Genomic DNA, 1,370 nt, shown 5'->3' on the forward strand with positions numbered 1-1,370 from the left:
CAGGACGCTGCGTTGTTTCAACTTTTGCAGTTGAATTGCCGTTTGAATCTTGGCCGAAAGTAATGGTAATTTGAACCGGTTTGCCATTTTCGGGAGTGACAGGGCCAATGGTTACGACTGTTCCGGCAGGAACTTTTACTTTTTCGTTATATTCTGGTTTGCCTGTGCCTTCTACAAAAGGCGTAGGATTGCCGTCAATAGATGGGGTAGCGATTTGTAGGAATTTTTCTAAATCCAAAAGTTCTTTATCATTTTGTTTTAAACGAAAGTGAATAGGAGTTCTTACATCTCCTTTAAATGAGACGTTGCATTCTCCGCCGTTAAGGTCAAAATTACATTTTTGAACTTTAAATTTTTGCCAAAAATAAACATCTTCGCCGTCATCTAAATCAAGTTCTTTTGCCCTTTTATTCCAGAATCCATTTGCAACTGACTGCATTTGTGATTCCATAAGCTTTTTAGCGTCTAACTCACTTTTACCGCCTTTTTCCATTGCACGAATTACTGAAGAATCAACGCCAAAGCAGGAAACATCTATAATTTTTCCATTTTCTTCAATCCAAATGCAATTTCGAGCAGCCCAATATTTAAAAAATTCTTCTTTAGATTCATCCCATTTATAGCCTTCTGCTTCCAATGGAGATTTAACAGCTTGATAGGCTTCGTATGCAAAATAAGCAGCTGTACCCCAACCTGATAAACGTGTACCTAATGCTGCTCCTTTTTTTACCAGGCCAAATGCGCCTGAAAGTACGGCTTTTCGGGATACTTGGGCTTCAACAGTCGCACTTACAGTCTGTTTTGACAAATAGCCTTCATATCTAGCCTTCATTGCCTCGGTTTGGAATTTTCTATACGAATTATCAGATACAGAACGCGCCCACGGTTTTTTATCCCAATGTTCAGTATGTTGTTTTGTATAAGTGATATTCTTTGAATTATTAACTTGAATTTCGCCGGCAATAGCAAAGCTAGAAGTAAATAAAACTAATAACGGAATGATAAATTTATTCATTTTTAACTTTTATTTTCTCTATTTTCTTATTCTCTATGGATTCATTTAAATCAGACATAAACTTGACCATATCAGGATCTTTAGGGCTTGGTTTTTTTGGAGTTGTATTCATTAAATAAAAGTCATCATTATCAGAAAATTTAATATTAGATTTAGATTTTTTTTGAATAAAACCTAATAAATTAATAACTAGATACAATGCCATAATTGAATATCTAATTTCATTAGGAATAAAAATAATATTTAAAAAATGAAATGTATATAGAATAAAAAAAACAAGATTAAAAATTCTAATAAACATAATGCTAACTTTCGTAATTTTTGCTGAAAGTTAGATTTTGCCATTACCCGAATA

At 33.5% G+C, this 1,370-nt stretch carries 2 protein-coding genes; both read right to left on the reverse strand.

All coding sequences use genetic code 11. The features are described from left to right. On the reverse strand, nt 1-1,015 hold a 1,015-nt coding region (locus HMPREF2865_RS07285), incomplete at its 3' end, for an IgG-binding virulence factor TspB family protein (RefSeq protein ID WP_141752530.1). After that, nucleotides 1,008-1,316, reverse strand: coding sequence for a hypothetical protein (locus HMPREF2865_RS07290; RefSeq protein WP_070646581.1), 309 nt, complete (start codon nt 1,314-1,316; stop codon nt 1,008-1,010). The genes HMPREF2865_RS07285 and HMPREF2865_RS07290, both read right to left, overlap by 8 nt. Nucleotides 1,317-1,370 lie beyond the last annotated feature (54 nt).

Source organism: Neisseria sp. HMSC073G10 (assembly GCF_001812605.1).
GTDB lineage: Bacteria > Pseudomonadota > Gammaproteobacteria > Burkholderiales > Neisseriaceae > Neisseria > Neisseria subflava_A.

Bases quoted from the DNA above. Each gene is read 5' to 3' on its own strand.
- HMPREF2865_RS07290 (WP_070646581.1), bottom strand. From the start codon at position 1,316: ATGTTTATTAGAATTTTTAATCTTGTTTTTTTTATTCTATATACATTT.